The organism is Mammaliicoccus sp. RAM2, from assembly GCF_045897195.1.
Taxonomy (GTDB): Bacteria; Bacillota; Bacilli; order Staphylococcales; family Staphylococcaceae; genus Mammaliicoccus; species Mammaliicoccus sciuri.
In genome coordinates this window covers 104,010-129,058 of sequence record NZ_JBJNWI010000007.1, presented here as the reverse complement: position 1 = coordinate 129,058, position 25,049 = coordinate 104,010, and the positions used below count along the sequence as shown (strand labels likewise).

Genomic DNA, 25,049 nt, shown 5'->3' with positions numbered 1-25,049 from the left:
ATTGTCTATTCTTTATATATAATCAGTCACATCTTCATACACTATTGACCAATACGGATATGTGTTAAATAACCATCTTTATCAAAGTAGGCTTTATAAGCGCCGTTATTTGTATTATAAGGTATGAATGTACCACCATCTTCAAATTTTCCTTCTGCTGTACTATCATTTGATGCGTGCGCTTTTTTAAATTGTGCTTTAGTGACTGCGTGTGGTTTTGTATTGAATTCCATTTGGATAACTTGATCTTTCTCATTAAAATCTATTTGAGAACCATAAGAATCTACTGTATAAGCATGGTTTTGGTTAGCTTTTGGATTTGCTTTATAGCCATTGAGCGTAAAATTATCATATTTCATTGCACGAACAAAATTATAATCTAATGTAAATGTTGGATCATATGTTGTATAGCCTTCATAGTTATACCACGGTATTTGCGATTGTGTATCTGCAGTACTTTCTGTACTAACACCGCTTCCACCTTCACCATGACCCCATTCTTGAAATTTTTCTGCTGCTTGAACATCTGAACTACTACCTGTTATAGACACCGCTGAAGACCCTACTACAAGTGTTGATAAGACGACCGTTGCTGAAAGTACTTTACTTACTTTACGCATAATCAATCACTCCTTAAATTTTGAGTACTTACTTGCGATAACTTCTCGTTTAAACATTCAATCAACGCAACTATGACAATCTCCAAATCCTAGCTTTTTAATTATCACCCACTTCAAATTTATATTAAAAATTATTGAGTGTAATTATTCACCTTCATGATACAATACATATATATAATTTCAAGTGAAAATAGTGCTATATTCTTATATATAAAATATAGAAAAAGAATCTAAGACAATACTAATGCCTTAGATTCTAAACTCTATTGATTAAATTAGATATCTGTATAATCTTTAATTTTAAAGTCAGAGAATGTTGAATCATAATCTAATACGTATTTAGATTTAATACTTTTACCATTTTGGTCTTTCTTTTCTGTTTCAATTGTAATGGTGTCACCTTTTTTATCATACTTTGTCACTTTAGGTGTAGAGAACTCTGTACTACCGCCTTCTTCAACAACATTTTCTATATGATCTGCTGTATCTGAACTACTCTTAATATAACTAGATACATACATGTAGTCTTCTTCCTCATATGCTTCATTTAATGCATCAGTATAATCTTCCATAAATGTTTGTACATTGTCTTTTAATTCTTCATTTTCTTTATAATCTTTGATTGCATCATCATCAAACGAAAGATCCACCGTTATTTCATCTTCACCGTCATCAGCTTTCGTAACATTAACAGTTTTTGTTTTAAATACTTTACCATTTACTTTAGTTTGTGCATATATGGCTACTTTTTCATCTGGTAAGAACGGGCCGTATGTTGTTTCGTCATATGTTTGATAAGTACCTCGTTTCTTTCCATTGATATAAATATCTACATCTTCCTCGCCATAACTATACTCTGAGTCGATATTTACTTTAACATTTTTCTGCTTGAAATTCTCTATAACTTCTGATGAATCTACCATGTTAACTATAACTTCACCTTTAAATTTCTTATCATCAATTGCCTTAGTAGCATCTAAATGATAATTACCTATAGGCAGTGTTGCAAATACTTTATCGTTATCTTTAGATAATTTGATATTTTTCTTTTTACCATTGTAGTCATACGTAATTGTACTATCTGAATCTGATTGTATTGAAACACTTTCTTTTACAACTTCAAATTCATAATTATCAAAGATGCCATATTTCTTACCATTTTTCTTAACTTGAATAACAGGCTGTTCTCCAGCACTTATAGAAGTACTTTCCGCATCACTATCTTTCATATCTTTCACTTGGCTTTCAACCTCATCAGCAAATCTATCTGAACTATCCGCTTCTACTACATAATCATAAAAGGCTCTACTTTCTGTTTGGCTTAAATCACGATTATTGAATTTCAAATGATTTTTTAAAGATTTAGTATTTCCTTTTTTAATATCTGAAGCAATTTCTTCAGCTTCATTAACAGGAGATAGTTGTGATTCGATGACTTTATAAACGGCAAATACTAATATTAATAGTAATGCTATGATTGCTATAATAATCAGTGGTTTTTTATTCATTTTCTTATGTTCAACATTCTGATTCGTTTGATTTCCTTGAGCTACAGGCGTACCACAATTTGTACATACCTTTTGTCCATCAGAAAGTTTATTCCCGCAATTTTTGCAATATTTCATGACTTACCTCCTAATAATCAGTCAATAACGAATTAACTATATCTAGAGAATCCGAAATTGATTTTTCTACTAATATACGTAATATAATCGATGCAACAACAAAGTAAATAAGAATGCCGTACACCACTTGAAAACGGAAGTTAAATTGATTACTATAGTTCGTCATTAAGTAGATAGGAGATACTACAAATAATAAAATACTTAACAAGATTAATATCGCTGCGAAGCTCGGCACTTTAATGAGCGCAAATAATAATCCAACAAAGAAAAATCCTGTTGAAAATAAATTAAATGAAACAAAGTCTGATAATAGTTTATGCACGCTAATATTCGTATTCAACAGTTTAACAATACCTAAATTTATACCAAATAACAGTGCTAAACTGAAAATGATTGAAAATAAAACACTGAAAACAATACTTGATTTAGATGGTCCAAAAAAGCTTATATCTGCAGGTACTATAATTAACAAGAAAATTAATAGCAATAGAATACCTGCACCTACTAAAGAAGCTATAAATTTATAACTATATGTGTGTGTACTTGAGATCTCTTGATCTAAATTTGCGAAAATATTCTTAAAGAAACCTTTACTCTCATTTAAAGTTTCATTTTTATATGTATTTAAAGAACTCTTAAACTTTTCAACTTTTTCATTGTTAGTTGATTCTACTGCAGTCGTGTTTCCATTAGACTGAATTAATTTTTCACCACATTCACCACAGAATCTATCATCTTGCATAACAGGTGAACCACATTTAGGACAATTCATATTAAACACTCCTTATATATATTTATATATAATTTTAGCATAAATAAATTAAAATTAAGATGGTAAATTCAAATAAATCAAAAAATTCATAATATTAATTTTAAGTAATACAGCTTTAGTTATATATAAACTCTAGAAACTAATAAATATTTAATATGAATTAGTAATTTTCAATCAATATATTCTCTTAAATATTTCCCATACAGTCCGACTTCTCCATTCGCCAATATGTGACTATAATGTTTTAAGACAACCCTCTTTGTTACCCACCCTTCTTGAGCATAGAATGCTTCACCTTCTTTACTTGTAGCGAAAGCATCAAATGGGTCATCTTCAGTTTTTCCACCTACGTGATCATTTTCTCCAACAATCCATGTTAATGGAAATGATCCTTTAACATGTTGTGACTTTTCTATATGAGTGGCAATCCCTTCTTTCTTTGGAGAGCCTCCTCCACCAAACATTATAGCGCCGCCAGATTGAACATTTAGTTCTGGTAATTTATCTAACATCCAATATGCTGTTGTTTCTGCACCACCTGAAAAGCTGCCTATCCATAATTTTTCATGATTTGGTAAAGAAGAAATCAATTCAACTAAATATTGCACATTTGCTTCTCCATTCTTCCACCATTGTTCTTCATCGTTAACAGACTTCGGTACAACTAAAGTTAACCCTTTTTCTTTAGCAACTTGACGGATGCCATCTTTCCCAGCTAAATAGACTTCTGAATCAGGATGATGAAACTCATAAGCACCATCACCATGTAACCACACTAATATCCCCTTAGCGTCCTTAACAGGATAAATTAAATATTCACCTTCCGTTCCATTTTTAGAAGTAAAATTCCGAACATCACGATCATTATCTCTTTCATTTGATATAAACAACATCACACTGACCACAACTACGATGAATATACAAAATAATACGATTAACCTTTTAATCGCCAATCCCTCCTAATAAGCGTTTCAATTCATAACTTAGGAATTTATTTTTATACTTAAGTTCTCTTATATTATACAAAAATTTACAGTTATAAGTATGACTTCTACCAAAAAATCACGAGTGACTAAAGATGAATATCCACCTAAAATCACTCGTGATTTTTATTTTATAAGCTCCTTAAAATAACTTACTTATTAATCTACAAGTTCGTATTTTTTAATTTGCTTTTCGATTTTCGAAACTTTCGCTTCTTCGTTTTCTTTCTTTTCTTTACTCATGTTTTTATGCTCTTCAACATGAGAAGGTCTAGAAATCCAAGCTTGAAAATCTTTCTTACCATTCCATTTAGAAACAATTGCATATTCTAACTTACTTCCCGTTTCAGACTTCCAAACTTGAGCATCAATAAAGCCCTCAAAACCTTCAAAATCTTGTTTAGCATGACTAACTTTATTATCTAATATAGCCTTAGATGCCTCATCTTTAGTAGAAAAAATTGCTTGTGCAACGAACATTCATAACGCCTCCTTGTCTATATATTCCAATATATCAAAAATAAAAATTACAAACATATGAAACGCTTTATGAAAATATAACCCCCCTCTAACCGTTAAGGCTAAAGGGGGGTTAATTATCTTACTCCCACTCTATTGTGCTTGGGGGCTTAGATGTAATGTCATAGACAACTCTGTTTACGTGGTCTACTTCGTTTACGATACGGCTTGATACTTTTTGTAAGACTTCCCAGTCAATTCTTGCGAAGTCACTTGTCATGCCGTCTATTGATGTTACTGCACGTACGCCGACTGTGTAGTCATATGTACGGTAGTCTCCCATAACACCTACTGAACGGATATCCGGTAATACTGTGAAGTATTGCCAAATGTCTCTTTCTAGACCTTCTTCACGCACGACTTCTCTTAGAATTGCGTCTGATTCTCTTACGATTTCTAATTTTTCTTCAGTAATTTCACCTAATACACGAATTCCTAAACCTGGGCCTGGGAATGGTTGGCGCCATACTAAATGTTCTGGTATGCCTAATTCGATTCCTAGTGCACGTACTTCGTCTTTAAATAGTGTATTAATTGGTTCTATTAATTGGAACTGCATGTCTTCTGGTAATCCACCTACATTATGGTGTGATTTAATTGTTTGTGCAGTCTTTGTACCTGATTCAATGATATCTGTATAAAGCGTACCTTGTGCGAGGAAATCTACGCCTTCTAATTTTGATGCTTCGTCATCAAATACATATACAAATTCATTACCGATAATTTTACGTTTTTTCTCAGGATCTGAAACGCCAGCTAATTTACTCATGAAACGATCTTTGGCATCTACTCTAATGATGTTCATATTAAATCCTTCACCAAAGTTCTCCATTACCATGTCGCCTTCACCTTTTCTAAGCAATCCATGGTCTACGAAGATACAAGTTAATTGATCGCCAATTGCTTTATGAAGTAATACTGCTACAACTGATGAATCAACGCCACCACTCATCGCACATAATACTTTACGATCGCCAACTTGTTCTCTAATTTTTTCTACTTCGATTTCAACAAAGTTTTCCATTGTCCAGTTTCCTGTACATTCACAAACACGACGAATGAAGTTTCTTAATAAGTCATTTCCGTATTCAGTATGTCTTACTTCTGGATGGAATTGTACACCGTATAATTTTCTTGATTTATCTTCAATTGCTGCATTTTGACAACTTGGGCTGTCTGCAATGATTTCAAAGTTCTCAGGAATATCGATTACTTTGTCACTGTGACTCATCCAAACTGTTTGACTATTAGGTAAGCTGAAGAATAACTCGTCATCTGATTTAACATTTAATGTTGCTTTACCGTATTCACGTTCGTTAGCTCTTTCTACAGAACCACCTAATAATTTAGTCATTAATTGCATACCGTAACAAATACCTAAAACAGGAATACCTAGTTCAAAGATTTCAGGATCAACTGTGAATGATCCTTCTTCGTATACTGAATTTGGTCCACCTGAAAGTATAATACCTTTAGGATTCATTTTTTTAATTTCTTCGATAGAGATTTCATGGTCGTGTAACTCACTGTATACGCCCATTTCTCTTATACGACGTGTAATCAATTGATTATATTGACTACCAAAATCCAATACAAGAATTAACTCTTGTTCAAAAGCCATTTCCATAATTGTAGTTCTCCTTTAATTAAAATGAGTAGTTTGGTGCTTCTTTAGTAATTTGAACATCATGTGGATGTGATTCTTTAAGGCCTGCGCCAGTCATTCTAATAAACTGAGCTTCTTCTCTTAATTGTTCTAGGTTAGCTGATCCTGTATAACCCATACCGCTCTTAATACCGCCAATTAATTGATAAATTGTATCTTGTAATGGGCCTTTAAAGTCAATTCTACCTTCAATACCTTCTGGTACAAATTTCTTAGCTGCAGTATCTTCTTGGAAGTAGCGGTCTTTAGAACCTTGTTCCATCGCACCAAGTGATCCCATACCACGATAAACTTTGTATTGACGACCTTGGAAGATTTCTGTTTGTCCAGGGCTTTCTTCTGTACCAGCAAGTAAGCTACCTAACATAACTGCATTTCCGCCTGCTGCTAAAGCTTTCGCGATATCACCTGAGAATTTAATACCACCGTCAGCAATAATTGCTTTACCATAGTTACGCGCTTCCGTTGCACAATCATAAATAGCTGTAATTTGAGGTACACCTACACCTGCAACGACACGTGTTGTACAGATTGAACCTGGTCCAATACCAACTTTAACCACGTCTGCTCCCGCTTCAAACAATGCTTTAGTACCTTCACCAGTTGCAACGTTACCTGCGATAATTGTAACTTCTGGATATGATTCACTAATATGTTTAACGACTTCTAAGACACCTTTAGAGTGACCATGTGCAGTATCAATAACAAGTGCATCTGCTCCCGCTTCTACTAATTTTTGAGCACGAATTGGTGTATCTTTAGCGATACCTAATGCTGCTGCAACAAGTAGACGTCCTTCACTGTCTTTTGCTGCATATGGGAATTCGATTACTTTTTCAATATCTTTAATTGTAATTAATCCTTTAAGTTTACCCTCTTCAGAAATTAATGGAAGTTTTTCGATTTTATATTTTTGTAAAATTTCTTCTGCTTGTTCTAACGTTGTACCAACTGGCGCTGTTACTAAATCTTCTTTAGTCATAACATCAGAAATTTTAATTGAGAAGTTTTCGATAAATCTTAAGTCACGGTTTGTAATAATACCGATAAGTTCCATATCTTCTTCGTTATTAACGATTGGAACACCAGAAATACGGTATTTACTCATCAATGCTTCTGCTGCATACACTTGCTCTTCAGGTGTTAAGAAGAATGGGTTCGTAATAACGCCATTTTCAGAACGTTTAACTTTTTGTACTTCATCTGCTTGATGTTCTATAGACATGTTCTTATGAATTACACCTAAGCCACCTTGTCTTGCCATAGCAATCGCCATTTTAGCTTCAGTAACAGTATCCATACCAGCTGAAATGATTGGAATATTTAACTTAATATTTTTTGAAAGAGATACACTTAAGTCGACATCACTTGGTAATACCTCTGATTTTGCTGGTACTAGTAATACATCATCGAACGTTAAGCCTTCTTTTTGAAATTTGTTTTCCCACATGTATATAACCTCCATTAATTTATTTTCATATTTATTATTTCACATTTTCACTGTTTTGTTGATTGTTTAATCCATTAAAACATAAATTTAATATAATAGCTGAGAAAGTACCTAATACGATACCATTTTGTGTTAACCATGCATAGTTTTCTCCAAATGTTTCAAGTGCTTGAGGTACTGCTGTAATACCTGCACCAATTCCGACCGATACGGCAATAACGAGTAAATTGTTTTGTTTGTTAAAATCTATGCCACCAAGCATTTTCACACCGTATGCCATAACCATTCCAAACATTGCAATCATCGCACCACCTAGAACTGGAAATGGAATCATACTTGCTAATGCACCGAGTTTAGGTATGGAGCCACAAACGATTAATAACGCAACCATCATATACATGATTTGATTCTTTTTAGCTCCAGACAATGAAACTAGGCCGACGTTTTGAGAATAAGCTGTGTAAGGAAACGCATTAAAAATTGAACCAATAATAATCGCAATTCCTTCAGCTCTATAACCTTTTGATAAATCTTTTCTAGTAATAGGTTGTTTCGTAATTTCACTTAAAGCATGATACACACCTGTTGATTCAATCAAACTAACGATTGCAATAATGACAAAGACGATTGTTGTACCAAATTCAAATTCAAAACCACTAAATCTAAATGGTCTAGGTAATTCTAACCAATTGGAAGTTTTTAAATTCGATGTATCCACTAATCCATAGAAGGAAGCGACGGTTGTGCCTATTAATAAACCGAGCAATATCGCTATAGATTTAATGAACCCTTTAGATAATCTTTGTATTAATAAGATGATCACTAATGTAAATAATCCTAAGAATATATTTTTACTATCTCCATAATGCTTTTCACCTTGACCACCAGCTAAATAATTCATGGCAACTGGCATTAACGTAATACCGATTATTGTAACGACACTTCCTGTAACAACAGGTGGAAATAATTTTACTAAATACGAGAAAAATGGAGAAATTAAGACTACAATAACCCCTGAAAGAAATATAGAACCGTACAACACACCTATTCCGTGTGTATTACCAACTAGAATCATTGGTGCAACTGCAGTAAATGTACATCCCAAGACTACCGGCAGTCCAATTCCTATTCCTTTATATACTTGTAAAAATGTTGCTACACCACACATAAAGATATCAATTGCGACTAAGTAAGCCACTTCTTCAGGTGTGAATTTTAAAGCAGATCCGACGATAATAGGTACCATTATGGCACCAGCATACATAGCAAGTAAATGTTGAACACTTAAGATGAAATTTTTCATGTTATTCTCCTACCAGTTTGACTGTATTTCCTAATAATGAAGCAACTTGGCATAGAGATAAGACTTCTAATCCTTCAGATTCCAACTTCTCTCTGCCCGGTTGGAAACTTTTTTCTATAACAATTCCAATTCCAGATGTTGTTGCATTTGCTGCTTGAACTAAGCGATGTAATCCTAATGATGCTTCTCCATTCGCTAAAAAGTCATCAATAATTAACACATGATCATCCTCATTTAAAAATTGTTTCGCAATAACCACTGTACTCGTTGTATTTTTAGTAAATGAGTGAATATCTGTTTGATAAAATTCAGATGTCATTGTAGATGGTTTTGCTTTTTTCGCAAATAAACATGGCACATCTAAATGTAAGGATGCCATAATAGCAGGCGCGATACCTGACGCTTCAATCGTAAGTACTTTCGTAATTTTCTTGTCTTTAAAATGTTCCGTAATAACTTGACCAACTTCATACATTAACTTTGCATCAATTTGGTGATTTAAAAATGAATCAACCTTAAGAATCTTTTCATCGATGACTACACCATCTTCTTTAACCCTATCTTGTAGTGTCCTCACACTACTCGCCTCCTCATTTAGATTAAAAAAAACACACCTTAATCCTAGAAATTAGGTAAGATGAGTAAAAAATAATATAAAACCACACCATTTTGGATAGTCTGATTCCAGTGTTATTCATTTACTCATAGTCGTGTCGTTTAAGGCAACACGGTAGAAACTTCCAAAGCCATATTCTTCAGATTATATGAGTTTTTAGTAATAAATTATTCATTGATAATAACAAAATTTCAGTATTTTTACAATAGGCAAAACCTTATGTTAGCGCTATTTTAAGCGGTTTTAAATAGACTGAAAAATCTAAATAATTAGAAAGTTAATAGAATTTTGTTTGATTCTCCTCCACAAGGGTATTTGTGAATTATATTGTATTTACGTAGACAATATTTATTAAGTATGTAAACACCTAGAAAATAATCACTGTTGATAAGATTTTTACACATTACAAATTTATGGAGGTTTTAGTATGGGTAAAATAGAAAAATTTAGTAGCGAAAGTGATTTACTGCAACGTATTGATCAATTAAAAGAAGAAGGCGTCGGAGAAAGTGACTTACAAGTTATTTCCGAAGACAGGTTAGATGATAACTCCTTAGACTACACGGATGTTAAAGTGAAGAACTCAAGAGGTTCATTTAGTGACAAGATTACTGCACTATTCTCAGGTGAAAGTGCTGAAGAACGTGTACTATCTAGTTTAAATGTTCCAGAAGAAGAATTAGATGGATACAAACAAGAACTTAATAACGGAAAAATATTATTATATGTTGATAATGACAATATAAGTGATACTGAAAACTATGATTCAGATCACCCTAAAGACTCTCAAACAGGAAATGAGCATTACGATAACACGAAACCATTTTCTAGTGATGAGAGCGAAGAAAGTGGCGTATCTAAAGGTACAGCTGCTGGTGCCGGATTAGGTGCAGGTGCTGCGGGCGCTGGTGCCGCTGCCGCGCATTCATCTTCTGATCAAGATCATGATGAAGCTGTAGATGAAGCATCTGATTTTGATAAAGCTGAAAGAGAAGATGAATTTAATCAGCAAGATGAAGTATCTGAAAATGATATTACTAAAGGTGCTGAAACAGAAAAAACAGAAGCATCATCATTTGATAATGAAGCTGAAACAGATAGAGATGTAAATACTAATCGATATGGTAATAATATTAATGAAGAAGATGTAGCCCATGATGATGTAGATGCTTCAAACATCAACCATGATGGCACATCAACTTCAGCTAATTTAGCTGGTGCTTCAGGTCTTGGCGCTGCTGGTTATGCAAACGAACAAAGAGAACAACAAGAAACAGAAGATGAAGTACAAGATGATAGAAGAGTCTACTCTAGCGATAATGAAAGAGATTTAGAAGATTTGAATAATCGAGAAACGACAAATACGTCTACTCAATATGGTGAAACTGATAAAGTTAAAGATCAACGAGATTTAACAAGAGAAAATGAATCATCATTCTCAAGAGTGCATGATGATGATGTGGAAACAGAGCGTTCAAGCTTAAATTACGATAAACCAAACGAAAGTGTTGAGCCACCAACATCAAATGAAACAACAACACGTGAATCTAACTTCTCTTCTAGTCAAGATGAACAAGATACAAATGTTTATGCATCCCAACAGTCCTACAATAACGACACACAAGATAACAATGTAGATGAAGAAGCTGTTCAACTTCATGAAGAACGTCTAAATGTAGACAAAGAGAATGTTGAAACAGGTGAAGCATCTGTTGATAAACATGTTGTTGAAGAAGAACAAGAATTTGATGTACCTGTTGAACGTGAAGAAGTAACAATCGAACGTAGACCTGTTAATGAGAAAGTAGACGAAGATTTTAACGCAAATGATGATGATTCCGTAAACATTCCATTACACGAAGAACGTGTAAACGTAGAAAAAGAAAATGTCGTATCTGAAGAAATCGTCATTAAGAAAAATAAAGTTCAAGATACTGAACATGTTTCTGAAAAAGTCAGACATGAAGAAGCAGATATCAATAACCCTACAGATGATAATCCTAAATAAGACAATATAATATCTTAAGAGGCTGGGACATAGTGTAATGTCCCGGTCTCTCTTTTTATTTCCTCAATACGATACTACTACCATTAAAATCTTATGTTATAATATTATAAAATATTGATTATGAGGGGTTCATAACTATGAATTTTGAAGTTGTCACATCTATCGATGATCCATTATTCAAAAAAGCATTAGAAATGTATGAAGATATTTTCAAGGCAGAGTTGCGAGAAGACCGCCATGTCTTTATCCATTCGCTAACATCTGATTACATAAAGAAACATTATATATTTTTAGTTGGTTTAATTGATGACACGGTCGTAAGTTTATCTACAGGTCATTATGAACCTACAACAAATTCAGCTTTTATTATTTATTTAATGACGCATCCTGAATACCGCAATCAGCGTGTTGGCGGACAAACATTGGAAAGAATTGAAACAGAACTTCATAAACATGCTCAAGATGTTCATGGAAGAGATGCTAACATGATTATGTTGGAATCGTTTGGAGAAGAATCATACGAAAACAACAGTGGTAAAGAAGAAGCGATTTTACGTAAGAACTTCTTTAATAGACATGGTTATGAAGTTCAACAAGACATCCCTTATATACAACCGAATCCACAAAAATCATTAGCACCTACGCCAATAGATTTATATATTAAGCAATACTTGCCGCTTCAAAAAGACGTTATCTCACCGAGTATTCGTTCTTGTTACATCAACAAATATATACACGGAAATGAAAACAATCGAGAATTTGTATACGAATTATTAGAATCTATGGATTTATAAATTAGAAAAGCTGACATCGCAATCGAAGTCAGCTTTTTATTGCTTTATGATATCTATCCATTAATGCACGGACACTTTCATCTTTGGCACCTTCCGGATTTGTTCCACACCATAAATTCATATAATCCTTATTCTTTAACTTTTTAGACTGCCCTCTTAAAGGTTGTGTTAATATATTTTGAATAGGATACGGACAAATATCATCTTTAAACTGTTCCATATACTGTATAAATGGATTTATAATACCATTTGCATAACGGCCACTAAACGTATTCGTTAATATAATATCATCTGGATGTGCCTTTAATATGCCCTCTTTATGCACTTCTGGCGCACCACTTTCATGTGTCGTTAAGAATGCTGTACCCAGTTGAACTGCACTAGCACCTTTTTGAATATAATTTTTCGCTAATTCAGGTGTTGTGATACCGCCCGCTACTATTAATGGAACGTTAATCAAAGGATACGTTTGATTAAACAATTGCTCAGTTGTAAGGCGATTTTCTGGCAATGATTGTTCAAATGAACCTCTATGACCACCCGCTTCACTACCTTGAATCACTATCGCATCAATACCTATGGATTCCAAAGCTTGAGCTTCATTTACATCTGTTGCTGTCCCTATTACATTAATATGATGACCATGTAATTTGCGAACGAGTCTTTCTGAAGGCTTACCAAATGTGAAGCTTACATATTCAACATATTTATCTATAATCACGTTTAACATGTCATCAAAATTCACATCTATTGAAACATCCTGTATTTGTTTGCTGTTTAATTTTTCAGTTATGGGATGTAATATTTTATTCATAAAATCAACTTTTTCTTGATCAATAGCCGGATACTCTGGCACAAATAAATTGACGCCGAACGGTTCAGTCGTCATTTGTCTAATTTGGTCTATATCTTTAGCTAAAGCATCAGGCGTCATATATCCAGCACCAATTTGTCCAAAGCCGCCTTCATTACAAACTGAAGCCACTAAATCAGGTGTTGTAATACCTCCAGCCATACCCGCTAGAAAAATCGGTTTATCCAGTTCTGTGATTAATATTTTCGATTCCAATGACAATCCCTCCTAAAAAAATTTATTTCGTAAGCTAATCATTTTATTTTTTTAGTTAATTGGTGCATTATAATGACATCATACTAAAAGGAGAAATAAAATGACACACTCAAAGCTTTCATTAACTGAAATTATTAATAAAAGAAAATCAGTTAAAGAATTCGACCCAAACTTCAAAATTCCAAGAGAAGAAATAAAAGAAATGATAGCACTTGCTACTAAAGCACCTTCATCAATCAACTTACAACCATGGCGCTTTGTTATCATCGATTCTGAAGAAACAAAACAAAAATTAGACCATCTAGTACAGTTCAACCAAAGACAATTACATTCATCAAGTGCAATTATTCTTGTACTTGCAGATTTAAAACACGCTGAATATGTGAGCGATATTTACGAGAAGAATGTTGAACTTGGTTATATGGATGAAAATTCAAAAGATTACTTTATTGAAACAATTTCAAATTTAATTAGCAGTGCTGACGAAAGTTACTTTAATGCACAAGGTTTAATGGATGCAAACTTAGCCTCTATGCAATTAATGCTTATTGCGACTGATCATGGTTACGATACAAACCCTATCGGCGGATTTGACAAAACAGCTGTATTAGAAGCATTAAATATTGATACTTCTAGATATGTACCAGCTCATTTAATCGCTATTGGTAAAGGTGTTAAACCACCACATGATTCTAGTAGATTACCAGTAGATAGAATCATCGCTTGGAATGATGAAAGTAACGGTTCAATCGGCGAATAAGTTCTTTATTCGTTCTATTAATTATAATACCCTATCGGCAACTAACTTATGTTGCCGATATTTTTTAATATTGCATTATCCAAAAATATAGTGTAAAATTCATTGCTGTGAGTTTTATTTTTTTGCTTAAAAGCTTTACCGCTTTAAAGTGAATATCAATTAAAAGAAGGTATATATATGAAAAATTTATCTCAATGGTCGTCCAGTATCGGTTTCGTTCTAGCAAGTGCCGGGTCAGCTATAGGAATTGGTGCTGTATGGAAATTCCCATACATGGCTGGAACATACGGTGGTGGCGCATTTTTATTAATATTTATTATTTTCACATTGCTTGTTGGCTTACCACTACTTTTAAGTGACTTTGTATTGGGTCGCTATGGTAGAACATATTCTACTAACATCTTCAAAAAAGTGTCCGGTAAATCATCTTGGAATTTAGTAGGATGGCTTGGAAATTTAACAGTCTTTGTACTATTTTCATTCTATAGTGTTATCGGTGGTTGGATCATTTTATATATTATACGTACACTTTTAGACAGCTTTGGATTAACGCAATCACATAATTACGGCAACATCTTTAATGATTATATATCTAACCCATTTTATTCATTAGCGAGTCAGTTTGCTTTTATACTTTTCACTGTAGTTATTGTCAGTAAAGGTGTAGAAAAAGGTATCGAGAAAGCTTCAAAAGTCATGATGCCACTTTTATTTATATCGTTCGTAATTGTCATTATTAGATCGATCACTTTAGACGGCGCTTTAGACGGAATTCAATATTTCCTACAACCAAAAGTATCGGATTTAAGTGCTGAAGGTATACTATATGCCCTAGGACAATCGTTCTTCGCATTATCATTAGGAACATGTGGTATGATGACATACGCTTCATATTTAGATCGTAAAACAAATATCGTCAAAAGTGCGAATGCCATTGTATGGATGAACATAGCTGTATCAATAGCAGCCGGGTTAGCCATCTTCCCAGCTATTTTCGCATTTGGATTAGAACCTAACCAAGGACCAGGATTATTATTTATCGTCCTTCCACAAGTATTTGATCAAATGTTTGTCGGTCAATTATTCTATTTACTATTTTTAATATTATTTTTATTCGCAGCCATTACATCTTCAATTTCGTTATTAGAATTGAATATCTCAAACATTACTAAAAATAATAATGATAATAGAAAAAAATGGTCATATATCATTGGTATATTAGTCTTTATATTCGGGATACCATCAGCACTTTCAAACGGGTTACTCCAAGACTTTACATTCGGTGTCGGTACATTCTTTGATAATATGGATTACTTAGTCGCGAATATCTTAATGCCAATAGGTGCATTAGGCGTAACCATCTTTGTTGGTCATATATTCAATAAAGAAATCATTATGAAAGAATTAAATATGAGCGAAACTAAAAAAGGAAGACTCTTTGTAAATACATGGTATTTCTTAGTTAAATTTGTACTTCCAATTATCATCATCGCCGTATTCATCGGGCAATTAATTTAAATAACGCAAATCAAAACCACCCGTTTAACGGGTGGTTTGTTCTGCGGCTATAAGCTTCTATTACTGACCAGCCCTAAAAGGGCACTGAGAAGATCAGCCAAATGTACTACTTTCCCAGCAACCCTTAAAAGGGTTGTTTTATTTTGTCTTCTTTCGAGTTTCTTCCCCAGTAAAAGGTTCTATGTACTCTATCATTGTTAACTGTTCTGCTACTATATCCTCTTGTAATTGATTTCTTATATAATTTTCTATCACTTTTTTATTCTACCAACTGTATCTACATAAAATCCTTTACACCAAAATTTTCTGTTACCATATCTATACTTTAAATGGGCATGTCTATCAAATATCATTAAGCTGCTCTTACCTTTTAAATAACCTACAAATTGAGAAACACTTAACTTTGGTGGAATACTAACTAACATATGAATATGATCTTTACATGCTTCAGCTTCTATTATTTCTACACCTTTTCTTTCGCACAATTGTCTTAAAATAATACCAATATCTCTTTTAATTTTCCCATAAATAATTTGTCTACGATATTTTGGTGCAAACACAATGTGGTACTTACAATTCCATTTTGTATGTGCTAAACTGTTTGTGTCTGATGACATTTAATGCATCTCCTCGTGTTGTTAATTTTGGTTGGCTGACCAAATATTATTTTAGCATGTAGAGATGCATTTTTTAATACAACGGTTAAACCATACTGTACCATACGCATAGCGTATGGTTTTAATTACACAAGAAGAAGCCGTTCAATTTTGAAGATTGAACGGCTTTTTTATGTAGTTCGGATGGAGTTGGATGATCTCTTGGCTTTATTCAGTCGTTAAGCCACGACTTGGGTGATCTCTTGGCTTTATTTAGTCGTTAAGCCATGACTTGGACGATCTCTTGGCTTTATTTAGGCATTAAGCCATGACTTGGACGATCTCTTGGCTTTATTTAGTCGTTAAGCCATGACTTGGACGATCTCTTGGCTTTATTTAGGCATTAAGCCATGACTTGCGCGATCTCTTGGCTTTATTCAATCGTTAAGCCATGACTTGCGCGATCTCTTGGCTTTATTCGCGACTTAAGCCACGACTTCGGCGATTTCTCATCTCAGCAGCCTGTTTATACGTCTTCTCCTTTATATCAATCCTATCCACTTCCAATATGTCATGCTGAACAAGATAATTAATAAGTATCCAATAACTGTGAGTGGTACACCTGTTTTAATAAAGTCTTTAACGGTAAATGTTTCTGTGCCGTATGCCAGCATATTTTGTGGTGAACTAACTGGCAATAAGAAACCAAAGCTAATCACGAATTGTTGTATAAGTACAAACCCGATAGATTGGTCACCTAAATTTAATGTTTGTGTTAAAGCTATAAATACAGGTATTAATGCTGAAGATAAACTCGTTGCACTCGCAAATCCTAAATGTATTAAAATATTAAATATAGAAATGAGTGCAATGGTTGAGATTAGTGGCATATGATTAAGTCCCATCAATCCAAATGTTTTATCACTTAACCATTGTGCCGCTGTTGTTTCCAACAATACTGTTCCTAGTGAGATACCAATTCCAAATACGATAACTGTACCCCAAGGAATTTTCTTCTCAACATCTTCCCAAGTAAAGACACCGATTTTAGGTGTTAACATAATTGCTAATGCAATGATTGTTATTGAAGATGAATCAATCGGATGGAGCACTTTTTCGGTAGACCAGAAAAATAATAATAAGATAGAAATCGTAATGAGTCGCCACTCTCTTGCTGAAACTGGTCCTAATTCTTTTAATTGTGCTTTAACTAATTCATTTCCACCTTCTATTTCTTTCTCTTCAGGTTTAATGACAGTAATCATCACAAAGTATAAGACGACTGACATGATAATCGCCCATGGTGCTGCATACAAGAACCATTCACCCCAAGAAACATCTTGTCCCATTGATTTATTAATGAACCCTATCGCAACGATATTTTGAGCGGCGGCAGTCTTAATACCTATATTCCATATTGAGACGGCATGCACGGCTGTAATAATCAATAATGCTGCTAATTTACTGTTCTTAGATGTATTAAATGCAGCAATCATTCCTAATAAGATGGGTACAACAGCACCAGCTCTTGCAGTAGCTGAAGGTACAAAGAATGCTAAAATAATAGAAACTACAATTGCACCGATAACAATTCTATTTGTTTTGTTTCCTACAATAGAAAGTACTTGTAATGCTAAACGTTTATGTAAATTGGTTACTTGCATCGCTGTAGCTAAGAATAATGCTGCTGCAACGAGTGCCACTGCAGATCCTGAAAATCCGCTTAAAGCCATTTGTAACGCATTGCCTGTACCTAGTAATGAATCCCCTTCTAAAGCTTTTCCATTTGCTGACGGATTGCCTAAAGCATCTCCTAAATTTTGAACTGGACTAAATCCAATGAGTACAACGATCAGTCCAACAATCATGACCGCTGATACAGGATAAGTTACGGCTTCTGTTACCCACATAATAACTGCAAAAGCTAAAATCGCTAGCGCACATTTTGCCATAACAGGTAAATCGTTTGAAGTCGGTAATAACAATATTCCAATTAATACAACAAAACTAACAATAATCCAAATTGGTTTAAAAGCTTTTTTCTCAGTATTATTAGACATATCTAACAGCTCCAATATTAATTTTTATTGTTCTAATTTCCTAAATAATAACATATTTCTTTTTTGCATATAATACTTTTCACAATTAATACAATAAATACTTGAACTTTCTGTTATTTACATGTAATGTATAAAGGGAAGTGTGAGGGTTGTCTGCCGACAGACAACCCTACCTATTAAATTACTGTCAAATAAAGGATGATTTATAATATGTTAACTAAAGAATTCGCAACTAAAGTAGGTCTTAGTGAAAAGCAAGTTAGAAAAATTGTACAACACTTAGAAGACAGAGGATATCAACTTTCTAAGACAGAATATCGTGGAAGAGAAGCGACAGACTTCCAAGAAGAAGATATTGAACTTTTCCAAGAAATAGCAGAAAAGGTTAAAGAAACAAATAGTTATGACCAAGCATTCGAAACACTTGAACAAGAGAAAGACTTTTTACAAGTTCTTGTTAAAGACGAACCTGCTAATCAAACACCTGAACTACAACATTTAATTGAAGAATTAAGATTAGAAGTTCAACATATGCGTAGAGAAAGACAAATGCTTGGTGAAATGTTGCAACAAGTTCATATTCAACAACAGAAACTAGAACAAACTTTAGCATTACAAGCACCCCAACAATCAGAGGCTACTGCTCAAGAGAATGATACTAAAGTTGAAACGAAACAAGCTGAACAACCACAAAGTTCTAAAGTAGTTTCAAAAGACAAGACTTCTAGTGAATCAGTTGAAACTAAAAAACAAGAAGATAAAGAAGTAACAAAAGTTACTGCAGCTGAAGAGCCAGTTAAATCTGAAACACAAGCTGAAGTGAAATCAGAAAATAAAGAAACTGCTGTTAAACCAGAAACGACTACTGATAAAGTAGTAGAATCTAAAGAAGAAGATACAACTACAGCTAAAGAAGAAACTACTGACAAAGCAGCATCTACTGAAGAAAAAGCACCTGAAACGACAGTAGAACAAACTTCAACGCTTTCAGAAAACAAAGAAGAAGAAGTAAAAGAAGAAATCAAATCAGAAACTGAAGAAGAACCTAAGAAAAAAGGATTCTTCCAAAGATTATTCAATATTTAATCCCTTTAAAAAGAGGTTGGGCATGATGCCTAGCCTCTTTTTTGTTAAGTTTTTGTAAATTTCCACTATATAATTGTTAATTGCTAGAGTACTTTGTTATATTGAATTTTATATTAAGTATTTGTAATGAATATTAACCATTAGGAGTGTTCCACATCATGGAAACATTAAATTACGAAGATTTGAACAATGACCTTTTATGGGCGCATAATAATCAAGTTGTGAAAATCATGAAAGATAAATTAGACATCTATATCAAGTTAAATCTTAAAGAAGATAATCATAAATTAGTTGTATTTTCAAATGGTGCGATTGATCCATCTAAAAGTAAACCACCTGTCTTTATGAGAAGTAAATGGCATGAAGATTTTAATGCAAATTGTCTTTATATAGATGACAGAACTGTTCATTATAAGCAATTACGTATTGGTTGGGGTGTTGGAAGAGAAGAACGTCATTTCTTAAAAGACTATTCTGAAATTGCGCAACAAGTCACGCAAGCACTCCAAATAGAATCTCAAAATGTCGTCTATTGTGGTTCATCAGCAGGTGGCTTTATGTCTATGTATTTAGCAACATTACATAAAGGCACAACTGCTGTAGTGAACAATCCACAATGTTACGTAGATCGTTACGATAAAGTGAACGTCGAAAAATTATACACTAAAATATTTCCCAACCGTTCACGCGATTATATCAAGAAACAATATGCACTTAGACTATCGATCACGAGCTTATTTCGCAAACAAAAATATGTACCTAAAATTTACTACATCCAAAACAGATTATGTGAGACTGATATGACTAGACATTTCGATCCATTTTGTAGTTTCTTAAATAAATACGAAATAAACAGTTCAAACATAAAGTTCATATTATACAACAATAAAAAGCTAGGACATAACCCTATATCAAGAGAAGCAACAGTAAACTTTGTAAACCAAGTCCTTGAAGATAAACTTGTCATAGCAGAATTTTAAGAATATCACCACCTTTATATCAAATCTAGAGGTGGTGTTATTCTTTAGATACTATTTCAATTTTCATTTTATCTGGATCTTCAAAATAAACAGCATAATGATGATTACCTCCAGCATATGGATATAAATCATCATACAGTCTATTAATATTTTTTTGTTCCAAAATAATATTGATACCATCCACTGTTACTCTGTCTTCAACTGTAAATGCCAAATGATTTAATCCAATCCTTTTACGATGATATCCATATTGTTTAAATGAATCGTCCACTTGTACAAATACTATGTACGTTTCATTTAATTTAAAGCTAAAACCTTCTCTCCATTCTTGATACAAACTATATCCTAGCAGTCCTAATAACCAACTATAAAAGTTTTTAGATTTATTTATATCACTAACATAGATCTCTAAATGATGTATAGAACCATTCATCTTCCAGTCACCTCAAATTCAAAATTATATTAAGACAATTTTTAATAATTCCCATATCTTCTATACATTTTAACACTATAAAGAAAATCATGATGTACATGAATAAAATAGTATATAAGAATTTTTCAAAATTAATAAAGCACTTTCATGACTATTTATGTTACCCTATACGAGTACTGTAAAAAGTGAAAAATTCTTAAGTAAAGGAACTCATTATGAAATTCACAAAAGAAGAATGGCAAAACACAAATTTTAAATTAGATATGGATACAAGTCATTTAAACTTAGAAGAAATTATCAGTTTAAATGATAACTTAACAAATTCAGAAATTAATGAACTCTATTTGCCACTCATTAATTTTTTGACAAACAAAGTTAAATTCCATAAAGATTATTCATCTAACATTAACAACAAATTACATAACAAAAATAATACACCACCTTTTATTATTGGAATATCAGGAGGGGTTTCTGTAGGGAAAAGCACTGTCTCAAGACTGCTTTTAAACTTACTACAAGAATATAACGCGGACTGGAAAGTTGATCTGATTACGACTGATGGTTATATCATGCCTAAACAAGAACTCATCGATAAAGACTTACTTTCTAAAAAAGGATTTCCTGAAAGTTATGATACAAAAACATTAATCAGTCACTTAAAACAAATTAAGAACAACGAGCCTAACATTCCAACATACACGTATTCACATATCACATACGACCGTCTTAAGGACCAGTATCACAACATAGACTGTCCGGACATTCTTATTATAGAAGGCGTGAATATCTTCCAAGTAAGTCCACATGAAGAAGAACTCGTAAGTGATTATATTGATTACAAAATATATTTACACACAACAATAGAAAATATGAAGAAATGGTATCTCAATCGCTTCTTACTACTTCAAGAAGAAGCTTTCCAGAAGCCAGACTCACATTTCTATAAATATCGAGACATCCCAAAAGAAGAAGCCTTAAAAATAGCAACAGATCTATGGGACAATATTAACGAAGTCAATTTAATCAAAAATATCTTGCCAACTAAAAACAGAGCAGATCTCGTACTATATAAAAATCACGACCATGTTATAGAAAAACTGAAATTTAATAAATTTTAAGTTATTAGAATTGAGGTATAGTTATGAAAATATATCCTACTGAACAAATACTTAAATATTGGTCTGAAAATTACTATAATAATTTTGATTTATTTTTTGTTAAAGATATCCCTTTTGAAAATGAAGATGTAGTTATCACTCTTAAAGATGCATTTAAGACAACAAGTTCATTTAATATTGATACAAATAACTTATATGAGTTTTGGAATTTAAGTGATTACAATTATGTAATCCAAGCTTCTAAAGGATGGTTTGAAAATCTTAACAGAGATTCAAAAACATATATACTTCAGGAACAAGAAAGAGTTAACAATCCACTATTCTTAGAAGGTAACCTCATTACTTCACAAAAGTGGAGTCAATTAACAACAAATAAACAAAGACAGTTTTTCCAAAATAGAGTAGATAGATATTGTGATAATCACGTAACACAACATTCAACATTGCAATTACCCAATCATTTAAGTTCAATTGTTTCTACTTTTCCAAAACATCAAGGATCAAACTGTCTTTCAACAGTCCTTTATGCTATTACTAGTGATAAAAATATATTACAACAGTGGATAAAAGCAGATGCTTTTCTAACAAGCCTTAAATCTTTAAACTACGAATTAGTTTCAGAAGGAAGTCAAAACGGTGATGTAATTGTTTATTTAAAGAATAACGCCGTAGTACATGCCGCATATCAAATTGATGATGGTTTATTCATAAATAAAAATGGACAAACCATTTTTAATCCATATAAAATTGTAACTAAATCAGAGCTTGATAATGAATGGGGGAATTATCAAGAACACTACTATAGAAAAAATCAAAACCCTCTCTAGTCCTTGTCTAGAGAGGGTTTTTAGTGTTCCGGTAGTCTAAATGATTATAATTCTATTTTTAATTCTTTAACATATATTGCACTACCTGTAATCTCAATATTAAGCTGATTGTTTATATTATTCACATGCACATACACTTGTCCATCTTTTCCTATTTCTTGTCCTTGTTCAACGATTAGTTCAAGCGGATATTTAGTCGATGTATTTATATATTGAGCATAGTATGCGCCCATTACACCAGAAGCAGTTCCTGTAACGGGGTCTTCAGTCGTTCCTGAAAATGGTGAAGAAAAATGTCTTGCATGCATATTCAAGCCTTCTTTATATGTTTCCATACAGAAAGGATGAATTGAAGTTTTGGGTCTTTCTTTTAATATTTCTGGAAATAATTTATTTTGAGGAATCATTCTTTTACATACTTCTAGATTCCTAATAGGTACTAATAATGTCCATGCTCCTGTACTCCCATAAACAATCGGATAATCTGTTACTATATCTTTCTCATCAATTCCGATAGCATGAGCCAAATCTACTTTCGATCCATTGAACGCATCAAATTGAGGGCTAGCTTGTTGCATCGTTATATAAATATTATCATTTTCAACATTTAAAGTAATTGGTAAGATACCTGCATTCGTCTCTATTATAAATTCATTATTATCTTCTAATAATCCATGTTGTTTCATTGCCGCGATTGTTCCAATAGTAGCATGTCCACACAAATCCATTTCGTGACCTGGCGTAAAATATCGTATCCTAAAATCAGCACGGCTTGATTTTAAAGGGAATGCTGTTTCATTAAATCCAATTTGTTTCGCAACTTCTTGCATATCTTCATCTGTTAATCCTTCACTATCTAATACCACACCAGCAGGATTTCCTTTATTCACTTCTAAACTAAATGCATCATAATGATATACACTAACCGACTTCATGAAACATCATCCTTTATTTATATTTAAATCATGACCATATTATTTCACAGATTCAATAATACCTACAACTTCTTCATATACATTAACCCTATCAAGCTGCTTTCGATAAACATTTTCCAGGAAATAAAATGTAGCTGCATTATCAGCTTCAAATATGTTTTCATTTTGTGCTAATAATAGAATAGGTTTATTATGTCCTATCGCAATACCTATTTCTGTATATGTCCCTTTACCTCCGGGCAATATAGCTAACAGTATATCTGAATTTTTCACTGCATCCGCTTCTGATTGACCAATTTTTCTTAAGTCCTCTTTATTAATTGCTTTATCATTCAGCGTCCAATTATAAGTATTTTGTAAGCCGTGTTGTTCTAAGCTCTTTATAAGTTTATTTACAACATTCTTATTTCCAAAACTACCTGCTACATAAAATTTTATCCCCATTTTTATTCTCCTTGTTGTGTTAATTCTAAGTATAACTTATTAAGGATTTCTTCTATTTTATCTTGAGTTACCTGACATTTTTGATTAAATTTTAGTCTAAAATACAATGTCTTCAAGAAATCTTTTATATTTTTCCTTATTCTAAAATAACTTAAATATACTTCTTCAGATTGATTTAAATCTGTTTGATTAACTGTCACGAATAACTCGCTTATCCAATTACTTAATTCTTGATCTGCAAGTCCTTTTTCAAGTAATGCTTCAATGATAAATGCTTGTCGCTCATCTTCATCATCTATATAGCAAGATAAATCAGTATTTAACTGATAAAGTTTTTTAGCGATGACCTTTAAGATCACTTTATTACAGTCACCTGAATAATTTTTAGATCTAACACATGTTGCAAGTAAATCTGATCCATGCGTAACACTATGCATCCATCCTGTCCCTTGTACATATCCTCTAACATCAGATTCCTTATCCATGTATTTAATCGCTATGTTTATAATCTTCTCGTAAATATCCTGAGGTAACTGTTCATGTTCTTCTAAATATTCAACAATGATTCCGATAATAAGTGCACTGAAACTTCTATCCAGCACAAGATGTTCAGTATCACTTTCGTTAACACTTCTTAAAACAAATTCACAATGCTCAAGTAACTGTAGCATTTGATAATCTTCCAATTTCCCACTTATAATTAAACGCGCAATTAAGTCAAAATTATCTTCACGAATATTGGCATTAAGATTTCCAATATTGGACATCATTAATTTAAAATCTTCTTCAGTTATTTGTTCATCAGGTAATGTATTTTTATATCTTTCAATTAATCCTTCGATTGTCATTAAGAACACATCCTTTAAG

Annotated in this window: 23 protein-coding genes, 1 pseudogene and 1 riboswitch; of the genes and pseudogenes, 8 read left to right on the top strand and 16 right to left on the bottom strand. The window is 32.8% G+C overall.

Annotation, left to right across the window (positions count from 1 at the left end; translation table 11 throughout):
* Window positions 1–41 precede the first annotated feature (41 nt).
* From isaB to xpt, 9 genes are all read right to left on the bottom strand, one after another.
* On the bottom strand, window positions 42–620 hold the full coding sequence (isaB, locus tag ACJTHF_RS11495; protein ID WP_078354870.1) for an immunodominant staphylococcal antigen IsaB family protein: 579 nt from the start codon (window positions 618–620) through the stop codon (window positions 42–44).
* Window positions 621–895: 275 nt separating this feature from the next.
* A complete protein-coding gene (locus ACJTHF_RS11490; protein ID WP_232157058.1) occupies window positions 896–2,245 on the bottom strand; it encodes a TcaA second domain-containing protein in 1,350 nt (449 codons plus the stop codon).
* 10 nt (window positions 2,246–2,255) lie between these two features.
* A complete protein-coding gene (locus ACJTHF_RS11485) occupies window positions 2,256–3,017 on the bottom strand; it encodes a zinc ribbon domain-containing protein (protein ID WP_232157056.1) in 762 nt (253 codons plus the stop codon).
* 170 nt (window positions 3,018–3,187) lie between these two features.
* Entirely contained in the window at window positions 3,188–3,970 is a 783-nt protein-coding gene (locus ACJTHF_RS11480) for a hypothetical protein (RefSeq protein ID WP_048540255.1), read from the bottom strand.
* Between the two features lie 189 nt (window positions 3,971–4,159).
* A complete protein-coding gene (locus tag ACJTHF_RS11475; RefSeq protein WP_078354869.1) occupies window positions 4,160–4,480 on the bottom strand; it encodes an antibiotic biosynthesis monooxygenase family protein in 321 nt (106 codons plus the stop codon).
* 121 nt (window positions 4,481–4,601) lie between these two features.
* Window positions 4,602–6,146, bottom strand: a complete 1,545-nt coding sequence (gene guaA, locus ACJTHF_RS11470) for a glutamine-hydrolyzing GMP synthase (RefSeq protein WP_037589419.1) — start codon at window positions 6,144–6,146, stop codon at window positions 4,602–4,604.
* Between the two features lie 19 nt (window positions 6,147–6,165).
* Window positions 6,166–7,635, bottom strand: a complete 1,470-nt coding sequence (gene guaB / locus ACJTHF_RS11465; protein WP_049320817.1) for an IMP dehydrogenase — start codon at window positions 7,633–7,635, stop codon at window positions 6,166–6,168.
* Between the two features lie 34 nt (window positions 7,636–7,669).
* Entirely contained in the window at window positions 7,670–8,938 is a 1,269-nt protein-coding gene (locus tag ACJTHF_RS11460) for a nucleobase:cation symporter-2 family protein (protein ID WP_048540250.1), read from the bottom strand.
* A gap of 1 nt (window position 8,939) precedes the next feature.
* Complete coding sequence (gene xpt / locus ACJTHF_RS11455; RefSeq protein WP_037589423.1) at window positions 8,940–9,515, bottom strand: xanthine phosphoribosyltransferase; 576 nt, start codon at window positions 9,513–9,515, stop codon at window positions 8,940–8,942.
* A 108-nt stretch (window positions 9,516–9,623) separates the two neighbouring features.
* Window positions 9,624–9,726, bottom strand: a riboswitch (purine riboswitch).
* 255 nt (window positions 9,727–9,981) lie between these two features.
* Between xpt and ACJTHF_RS11450 the strand changes: the two genes are divergently transcribed.
* Together ACJTHF_RS11450 and ACJTHF_RS11445 are read left to right on the top strand one after the other, a co-directional pair.
* Window positions 9,982–11,562: a DUF2382 domain-containing protein gene (locus tag ACJTHF_RS11450; protein WP_078354867.1), complete on the top strand. Its 1,581-nt coding sequence runs from the start codon at window positions 9,982–9,984 to the stop codon at window positions 11,560–11,562.
* Between the two features lie 137 nt (window positions 11,563–11,699).
* Window positions 11,700–12,356, top strand: a complete 657-nt coding sequence (locus ACJTHF_RS11445; protein WP_048540240.1) for a GNAT family N-acetyltransferase — start codon at window positions 11,700–11,702, stop codon at window positions 12,354–12,356.
* Between the two features lie 28 nt (window positions 12,357–12,384).
* Here ACJTHF_RS11445 and ACJTHF_RS11440 read toward each other — a convergent pair whose 3' ends face one another.
* Entirely contained in the window at window positions 12,385–13,425 is a 1,041-nt protein-coding gene (locus ACJTHF_RS11440) for an NAD(P)H-dependent flavin oxidoreductase (protein ID WP_078354866.1), read from the bottom strand.
* 100 nt (window positions 13,426–13,525) lie between these two features.
* Between ACJTHF_RS11440 and ACJTHF_RS11435 the strand changes: the two genes are divergently transcribed.
* Together ACJTHF_RS11435 and ACJTHF_RS11430 are read left to right on the top strand one after the other, a co-directional pair.
* Window positions 13,526–14,185, top strand: a complete 660-nt coding sequence (locus ACJTHF_RS11435; protein ID WP_048540236.1) for a nitroreductase family protein — start codon at window positions 13,526–13,528, stop codon at window positions 14,183–14,185.
* A gap of 177 nt (window positions 14,186–14,362) precedes the next feature.
* A complete protein-coding gene (locus ACJTHF_RS11430) occupies window positions 14,363–15,703 on the top strand; it encodes a sodium-dependent transporter (protein WP_119469622.1) in 1,341 nt (446 codons plus the stop codon).
* A gap of 138 nt (window positions 15,704–15,841) precedes the next feature.
* Here ACJTHF_RS11430 and tnpA read toward each other — a convergent pair.
* Together tnpA and ACJTHF_RS11420 are read right to left on the bottom strand one after the other, a co-directional pair.
* Window positions 15,842–16,320, bottom strand: a pseudogene (gene tnpA, locus ACJTHF_RS11425) (IS200/IS605 family transposase).
* A 521-nt stretch (window positions 16,321–16,841) separates the two neighbouring features.
* Entirely contained in the window at window positions 16,842–18,359 is a 1,518-nt protein-coding gene (locus ACJTHF_RS11420; RefSeq protein ID WP_048542929.1) for a DASS family sodium-coupled anion symporter, read from the bottom strand.
* 210 nt (window positions 18,360–18,569) lie between these two features.
* On the opposite strand from ACJTHF_RS11420, the gene ACJTHF_RS11415 reads away from it, so the two are divergent.
* Together ACJTHF_RS11415 and ACJTHF_RS11410 are read left to right on the top strand one after the other, a co-directional pair.
* A complete protein-coding gene (locus tag ACJTHF_RS11415) occupies window positions 18,570–19,445 on the top strand; it encodes a hypothetical protein (protein WP_058590750.1) in 876 nt (291 codons plus the stop codon).
* 158 nt (window positions 19,446–19,603) lie between these two features.
* The gene (locus tag ACJTHF_RS11410) at window positions 19,604–20,425 is read left to right on the top strand and encodes a YqiA/YcfP family alpha/beta fold hydrolase (protein ID WP_232157049.1); all 822 of its coding nucleotides are present in this window, start codon (window positions 19,604–19,606) and stop codon (window positions 20,423–20,425) included.
* 37 nt (window positions 20,426–20,462) lie between these two features.
* Here the strand turns inward: ACJTHF_RS11410 and ACJTHF_RS11405 are convergent, their stop codons facing one another.
* Window positions 20,463–20,858 carry a VOC family protein gene (locus ACJTHF_RS11405; RefSeq protein ID WP_048542923.1) on the bottom strand — a complete coding sequence of 132 codons (396 nt, stop codon included), beginning with the start codon at window positions 20,856–20,858 and terminating at the stop codon, window positions 20,463–20,465.
* 215 nt (window positions 20,859–21,073) lie between these two features.
* On the opposite strand from ACJTHF_RS11405, the gene coaA reads away from it, so the two are divergent.
* Together coaA and ACJTHF_RS11395 are read left to right on the top strand one after the other, a co-directional pair.
* Window positions 21,074–21,976, top strand: coding sequence for a type I pantothenate kinase (gene coaA / locus ACJTHF_RS11400; protein ID WP_048542921.1), 903 nt, complete (start codon window positions 21,074–21,076; stop codon window positions 21,974–21,976).
* Window positions 21,977–21,999: 23 nt separating this feature from the next.
* Entirely contained in the window at window positions 22,000–22,803 is an 804-nt protein-coding gene (locus tag ACJTHF_RS11395) for a hypothetical protein (RefSeq protein WP_107609483.1), read from the top strand.
* 44 nt (window positions 22,804–22,847) lie between these two features.
* Here ACJTHF_RS11395 and ACJTHF_RS11390 read toward each other — a convergent pair whose 3' ends face one another.
* From ACJTHF_RS11390 to ACJTHF_RS11380, 3 genes are read right to left on the bottom strand one after another with little or no spacing between them, the layout of a single operon-like run.
* Entirely contained in the window at window positions 22,848–23,738 is an 891-nt protein-coding gene (locus tag ACJTHF_RS11390) for a PhzF family phenazine biosynthesis isomerase (RefSeq protein ID WP_232157047.1), read from the bottom strand.
* A gap of 39 nt (window positions 23,739–23,777) precedes the next feature.
* Window positions 23,778–24,182 (bottom strand): nucleoside 2-deoxyribosyltransferase, encoded by a 405-nt coding sequence (locus tag ACJTHF_RS11385; protein WP_078354860.1) that lies wholly within the window; start codon window positions 24,180–24,182, stop codon window positions 23,778–23,780.
* Window positions 24,183–24,184: 2 nt separating this feature from the next.
* Window positions 24,185–25,030 carry a DUF2785 domain-containing protein gene (locus tag ACJTHF_RS11380; protein WP_107609482.1) on the bottom strand — a complete coding sequence of 282 codons (846 nt, stop codon included), beginning with the start codon at window positions 25,028–25,030 and terminating at the stop codon, window positions 24,185–24,187.
* Between the last annotated feature and the right edge of the window lie 19 nt (window positions 25,031–25,049).